The following is a 6591-nucleotide window of genomic DNA, read 5'->3' on the forward strand; positions in this document are numbered from 1 at the left end:
AGAGGGATGACCGCGCTCCGGCCCGACAAGGCCACAAGGAGCCAGATCATGAACCCCGTTTCGCCAATCCGCAAAATCTACCAGGGCGTCGCCAGCCGCCAGCAGATGTTTCGTCTGTTCGACCGTCATGCCCAAAGGCCGGATCGCTTTGAAGCCGAGGCTGGCGCTCTTTATGCCGGGGAATGGTTCGAGGTCGGCCGCGTAGAACACGACACCATGCTGGATATCTTGCCGCCACTGTGGATGCGAGGCGAAATGTTCGCGCTGCGCGAATTTCTCACCGACAGCGTCACCAGCGTCTTCTATGCGCTGCGCATTGACGGCAGGGTTCGATATTTCCATGCCTATTGCGACCTGAATCTTCCTTGTTCTCCGATCAAGATGCGTGATGCCATCATCGAGCGGGAATCCTGGCCGGTCCGTGCGATGACGCATGAGGAACGGCTCGAACACATCTGGTCGAGCACACATGACGACTTTCGCGGCTATGCGGGCAAGACCTGGCCGAGAGATCAGCAGGGTAAGCGTACCATCCTCGTCTACTGCCGGGGTCGAGACACCACGATAAAACTTCTCGATCAGCTCAATGATCTCGAGATCGCGGCAAAGCTGCCGGTGCATCTGCGCGATCTTCCGGAAGTTGTTGCGGCGTGAGGGAAGGGCGATGTTCACGTTTCCCATCCTTGCCGTTCGCAACATCATCGAGCGTGGCACGATCGACGCCGCCAACAATGGCGGGTTCCGCAATCCGTACTTCGGCCTCAGGCCTGGCGAGGGCGAGGTTCCTGGCGTTTGGCTGGTTGGAGACCAGGGGGTCTACCTCATGTCGAACGGCAAGCTTGCCGATGGTGACCGGCCTCTGGTCCTCTATTCCGAACAGTGCCACCCGAACGGCAATCCCGATTGGCATGACTACAAGCGCCGTCATTTCGGCGGTGACGACGGCATCGAATTCATCGATGCCGAGCAGCTGATCCCGCTGTTTGACCGGAATTTCCGCTGCACGCATCTGAACGTGCAACTCTCCGAGCGCCAAGTCTCGCTGTCCCTGATCACCCGTTAATTTTTCCACTCCGCCAGCCCGTCCACGCGGTCGACGACGCCGTCGGCGCAATCATGCTTGCCCTGAATCCAAGGAATTTTCCCATGTCTCATGACGACCCTTTCACCATCGATCTTTTCGGCAATACCGCGCTTTCCTCAGGCTACGGTCTAGGTGTCACAGCCTTCGGAAATAGTTTCGAGTACGATGGCGACGATGATCCTGATCCAACGTCACCATCACCGGTGATGCCGATCGCGGCCGTCGTACGGCCGCCATCGCCCCTGTACCAAACGCGCGGCTCGAATTTCTATCTCGCCGATGATCGTGGTCTGGCGCGCGGCTGGAAGGAGCGTGCGCGTGACAATATCGCGGCGATCCGGCTCGCCGCCGAGATCGAGGCGGATGAGCGGCCGGCAACTCGCGAGGAGCAGGAGCGCCTGATCCGATTCACCGGCTTCGGCGCGTCCGATCTCGCCAACGGGGTGTTTCGCCGCCCCGGAGAAGGGGAATTCCGCAACGGCTGGGCCGAGATCGGCTCGCAGCTGGAGGATGCCGTCGGCGAAATCGACTATGCCTCGCTCGCCCGCTGCACCCAATATGCCCATTTCACGCCGGAGTTCATCATCCGGGCGATCTGGTCGGGTCTCCAGCGTCTCGGCTGGCGCGGCGGCAGGGTGCTGGAGCCAGGCATCGGAAACGGGCTGTTTCCGGCGCTGATGCCGGAGGCACTGCGCGATTGTAGCCACGTTACCGGCGTCGAACTTGATCCGGTCACGGCGCGCATCGCCCGACTGTTGCAGCCGCAGGCGCGCATTGTCACCGGAGATTTTGCCCGCACAAACCTACCGTCGAGTTTCGATCTTGCGATCGGCAATCCGCCATTTTCTGACAGGACCGTCCGCTCCGACCCGAAGTATCGGTCGCTGGGTCTGCGGCTGCACGACTATTTCATCGCCCGCTCGGTCGATCTCCTGAAGCCCGGGGCGCTCGCGGCCTTCGTCACCAGCTCCGGCACCATGGACAAGGCGGATTGTACCGCCCGGGAACATATCGCCAAATCCGCCGATCTGATCGCGGCAATCCGCCTGCCGGAGGGCAGTTTCCGCGCCGACGCCGGTACCGATGTGGTGGTCGATCTGTTGTTCCTGCGCAAGCGCAAGGTGGGCGAGCCGGAGGGTGACCAGTCCTGGCTCGATATCGACGAGGTCAGGCCGGCGACCGAAGATGAGGGCGCCATCCGCATCAACCGATGGTTTGCTCGTCATCCGGATTTTGTGCTCGGCACGCATGCACTGACTTGCCGAGCTTTCGGCGAGGCCTACACCTGCCTTCCTCGAAAGGACAAGAATCTGGACGCAGCGCTTTCAGCCGCCATCCATCTTCTTCCGGAAGCCGTTTACGACGGCGAACCCACGCAGATCGGGCCCGAACGGGATGCAACGGAAGGTCAGGTCTCCGTCGATCTGCCCAGCAGTTCGTATGTGCGTGAGGGCAGCTTCTTCGTCGATACCGCCAAAGGCCTTATGCAGGTCATCGACGGTGAGCCCGTCGTCATCAAGGTCCGCAAGGGCCGCGGCGGCGACGGCATTCCGGAAAAACACGTTCGGATCATCCAAAAACTGATCCCCGTGCGCGATGCCGTGCGTGCGGTGCTGAAGGCCCAGGAATTCGACCGGCCGTGGAAGGATCTACAGGTCAAGCTGCGCATTGCCTGGTCGAGTTTTGTGCGTGATTTCGGGCCGATCAACGCCACGGTCGTTTCCATCACCGAAGACCCCGAGACTGGCGGCGTTCGTGAAAGCCACCGTCAGCCGAATCTCCAGCCCTTTGTCGATGATCCGGATTGCTGGCTGGTCGCGTCGATCGAGGATTACGATCTCGAAAACGACACCGCCAGGCCCGGTCCGATCTTCACTGAACGGGTGATTGCGCCGCCGGCATCGCCGGTAATCACAAGCGCTGCCGATGCGCTCGCCGTCATCCTCAACGAGCGTGGGCATGTCGATCTCGATCATATCGCCGAATTGCTGCACCGTGATCCCGACGACGTTGCCGCCGAACTAGGCAGCGCCATCTTTCGCGATCCGGCCGATGGTTCCTGGCGGACGACAGACGCCTATTTGTCCGGGCATGTCCGCGACAAGCTGGCGATAGCAGAGTCCGCCGCGGCGCTTGACCCTGCCTATGAGCGCAATGTCCGCGCTTTGGTCAAGGTGCAGCCTGCCGATCTTCGGCCCTCCGACATTACCGCGCGGCTCGGCGCGCCGTGGATCCCCGCTGCGGATGTCGTCACCTTCGTACGGGAGACGATGGGAGCCGAGATCAAGATCCACCATATGCCGGAATTGGCGTCCTGGACCGTGGAGGCGCGACAGCTCGGCTACCTTGCAGCCGGCACCTCCGAATGGGGCACGGACCGCCGCCATGCCGGCGAGTTGCTGGCGGATGCTCTCAACAGCCGCATCCCGCAAATATTCGACACGGTAAAAGATGGCGACAGCGAAAAGCGCGTGCTCAATGTCGTCGACACCGAGGCGGCGAAAGAAAAGCTGCAAAAAATCAAGACCGCGTTCCAGAACTGGATCTGGTCCGATCCCGACCGGACCGACCGGCTGGCGCGAGTCTATAATGACCGCTTCAACAATATCGCCCCGCGAAAATTCAACGGGGACCATCTGCAGCTTCCAGGCGCCTCAGGCGCCTTCTCTCTTTATGGCCACCAGAAGCGCGGCATCTGGCGCATCATCTCGGCTGGCTCGACCTATCTCGCGCACGCCGTCGGCGCCGGCAAAACGATGACCATGGCCGCAGCCGTCATGGAGCAACGACGGCTCGGCCTGATCGCCAAGGCGATGCTGGTCGTGCCCAGCCATTGCCTGGCGCAGGCCGCCCGCGAATTCCTGGCGCTCTATCCAAATGCTCGCATCCTCGTTGCCGACGAGACGAACTTTACCAAGGATAAGCGTGCCCGCTTCCTGTCGCGGGCCGCAACGGCCACCTGGGATGCAATCATCATCACGCATTCAGCCTTCCGCTTCATCGGCATTCCGTCCAGCTTCGAACAGCAGATGATCCACGATGAGCTCGATCTCTATGAGACTTTGCTGACCAAGGTCGAGAGTGAAGACCGGGTGTCGCGTAAACGGCTCGAGCGGTTGAAGGAGGGCCTGCAGGAGCGGTTGGAAGCGCTATCCACCCGCAAGGACGATCTGCTCACCATTGCCGAAATCGGCATCGACCAGATCATTGTCGACGAGGCGCAGGAGTTTAGGAAGCTCTCCTTCGCCACCAATATGAGCACACTGAAAGGCGTCGACCCGAACGGATCGCAGCGGGCCTGGGACCTTTATGTAAAATCCCGCTTCGTTGAGACCAAGAACCCGGGCCGGGCGCTCGTGCTCGCTTCGGGCACGCCGATCACCAACACGCTCGGTGAAATGTTTACCGTGCAACGTCTCATGGACCATGCCGCGCTGATGGAGCGTGGGTTGCACGAGTTTGATGCCTGGGCGTCCACCTTTGGCGACACCACAACCGAACTGGAGCTGCAACCCTCTGGCAAATACAAGCCGGTCTCGCGCTTCGCCAGTTTCGTCAATGTTCCCGAGCTGATCGCGATGTTCCGCTCGTTTGCAGATGTCGTGTTGCCGGAGGATTTGCGCCAATACGTCAAGGTGCCAGCGATCTCGACTGGCAAGCGCCAGATCCTCACCTCCAAGCCGACGCAGGCGTTCAAGCGTTACCAGCTGCTGCTGGATGCGCGCATCAAGGCCATTGAAGAGCGCGACCGCCCGCCGGAGCCTGGTGACGACATCCTGCTCTCGGTCATCACCGATGGTCGGCATGCAGCGATTGATCTTCGCCTGGTCGATCCAGATAACGACAATGAGCCCGACAACAAGCTCAATGATCTCATCTCGAACGCCTTCCGTATCTGGCAAGAGACGGGTGAGAACATGTATGTGCGCTCCGACGGCAAGCCGTTCGAGCTGCCGGGTGCGGCGCAGATGATCTTTTCCGATCTCGGCACCATCAGTGTCGAGAAGACGCGCGGGTTCTCGGCCTATCGCTGGATCCGTGACGAGTTGATCCGCATGGGCGTTCCGGCAAGCGAGATTGTCTTCATGCAGGATTTTAAAAAAGCGCAAGCCAAACAGCGGCTGTTTGGCGATGTCTGTGCCGGCAAGGTCCGCTTCCTGATCGGCAGTTCAGAAACCATGGGTACCGGCGTCAATGCGCAACTACGCCTGAAAGCCTTGCATCATCTCGACGTACCATGGCTGCCCTCCCAGATCGAACAGCGGGAGGGCCGCATTGTACGCCAGGGTAATCAGCACGATGTCGTCGATGTCTTTGCCTATGCCACGGAAGGTTCGCTCGATGCGACCATGTGGCAAAACAACGAGCGCAAGGCCCACTTCATCGCCGCTGCCCTGTCAGGTGACACCTCGATCCGCCGACTGGAAGATATGGGCGAAGGGCAGGCTAGCCAGTTCGCCATGGCCAAGGCCATTGCATCGGGTGATCAGCGCCTGATGCAGAAAGCAGGGCTGGAAGCCGATATCGCGCGTCTGGAGCGACTACGCGCCGCCCATATCGACGATCAGCACGCCGTCCGCCGGCAGATCCGGGACGCCGAGCGCGATATCGACTATTCGACCCGGCGCATTGCCGAAACGGGCCAGGATATCGAGCGCCGTGTTCCGACCACAGGCGATGCCTTCGCGATGACGGTCACGGTCAAATCCTATGCCGACCGGAAAGCGGCGGGCCGGGCGCTCATGAAGGAGATCCTGACCCTGGTGCAACTCCAGCACGAGGGCGAAAGTCTTATTGCGTCGATTGGCGGGTTCGATCTGGAATATTCCGGCGAGCGCTTTGGCATGGACGGCTATCGCTATGCCACCACGCTGATGCGCACCGGTGCCGATCATGAGATTGAGCTTCCGGTTACGGTCACGCCGCTTGGAGCGATTTCTCGCCTCGAACATGCGCTCGACGGTTTCGATGGGGATCGAGAACGCTATCGTCAACGTCTTGATGATGCGCGCCGCAGGCTCACCTCCTACCAGTTGCGAGAGAGTGGGGATGAGTTCGCATTTGCCGGCGAGCTGGCAGAGAAGCGCCGGCAGCTTGATGAGGTCGAGGCGGCACTCGCAGCCGATGTTGAAGGTTCAGCCGGCTCAGCGGTCCAGGCTGCGTAACATTCTGCATAGGTCATGCCTTGAAAGGCGTTACAGAAATCATCATTCTGCGACATCGCAAATATCGGACGCAAAACCGATGCAAAAATCGGGAGTTTTGCGAAGCCGAAATTGTGGGGACGTCAGCAGTATCCGTTGCAGTTACAGCAGATCGAGGCTCATCCGACATACCGGCACACGACTGCGCCGTTCCCATTGGAATGGTTTGCTGTCCGTGGAGACCTGAAACGCGATCAAGGTCCAAAGTTTTAGGGGTCAGAACAAGAGCAGTGCGAAATCGATGGGATGGAAGGCTCCCGCTCCGCCGGTGCTAAGTAGGCATCGGTTAGGATGGACAAACAG

3 protein-coding genes are annotated in these 6591 nt (G+C 60.3%); all 3 read left to right on the forward strand.

Annotated elements, in window-relative coordinates; translation table 11 throughout:
- The first annotated feature begins 48 nt into the window (after window positions 1-48).
- Window positions 49-654: a DUF1419 domain-containing protein gene (locus DY251_RS20665; protein WP_116625806.1), complete on the forward strand. Its 606-nt coding sequence runs from the start codon at window positions 49-51 to the stop codon at window positions 652-654.
- A 10-nt stretch (window positions 655-664) separates the two neighbouring features.
- Window positions 665-1063, forward strand: coding sequence for a DUF3085 domain-containing protein (locus tag DY251_RS20670; RefSeq protein ID WP_116625802.1), 399 nt, complete (start codon window positions 665-667; stop codon window positions 1061-1063).
- A gap of 83 nt (window positions 1064-1146) precedes the next feature.
- Window positions 1147-6249, forward strand: a complete 5103-nt coding sequence (locus DY251_RS20675; RefSeq protein WP_116625803.1) for a DEAD/DEAH box helicase family protein — start codon at window positions 1147-1149, stop codon at window positions 6247-6249.
- Window positions 6250-6591: the final 342 nt, after the last annotated feature.

It is taken from the genome of Mesorhizobium denitrificans (assembly GCF_003403035.1).
GTDB lineage: Bacteria > Pseudomonadota > Alphaproteobacteria > Rhizobiales > Rhizobiaceae > Mesorhizobium_G > Mesorhizobium_G denitrificans.

Bases quoted from the DNA above. Each gene is read 5' to 3' on its own strand.
- DY251_RS20675 (WP_116625803.1), top strand. From the start codon at position 1,147: ATGTCTCATGACGACCCTTTCACCATCGATCTTTTCGGCAATACCGCG.
- DY251_RS20665 (WP_116625806.1), top strand. From the start codon at position 49: ATGAACCCCGTTTCGCCAATCCGCAAAATCTACCAGGGCGTCGCCAGC.
- DY251_RS20670 (WP_116625802.1), top strand. From the start codon at position 665: ATGTTCACGTTTCCCATCCTTGCCGTTCGCAACATCATCGAGCGTGGC.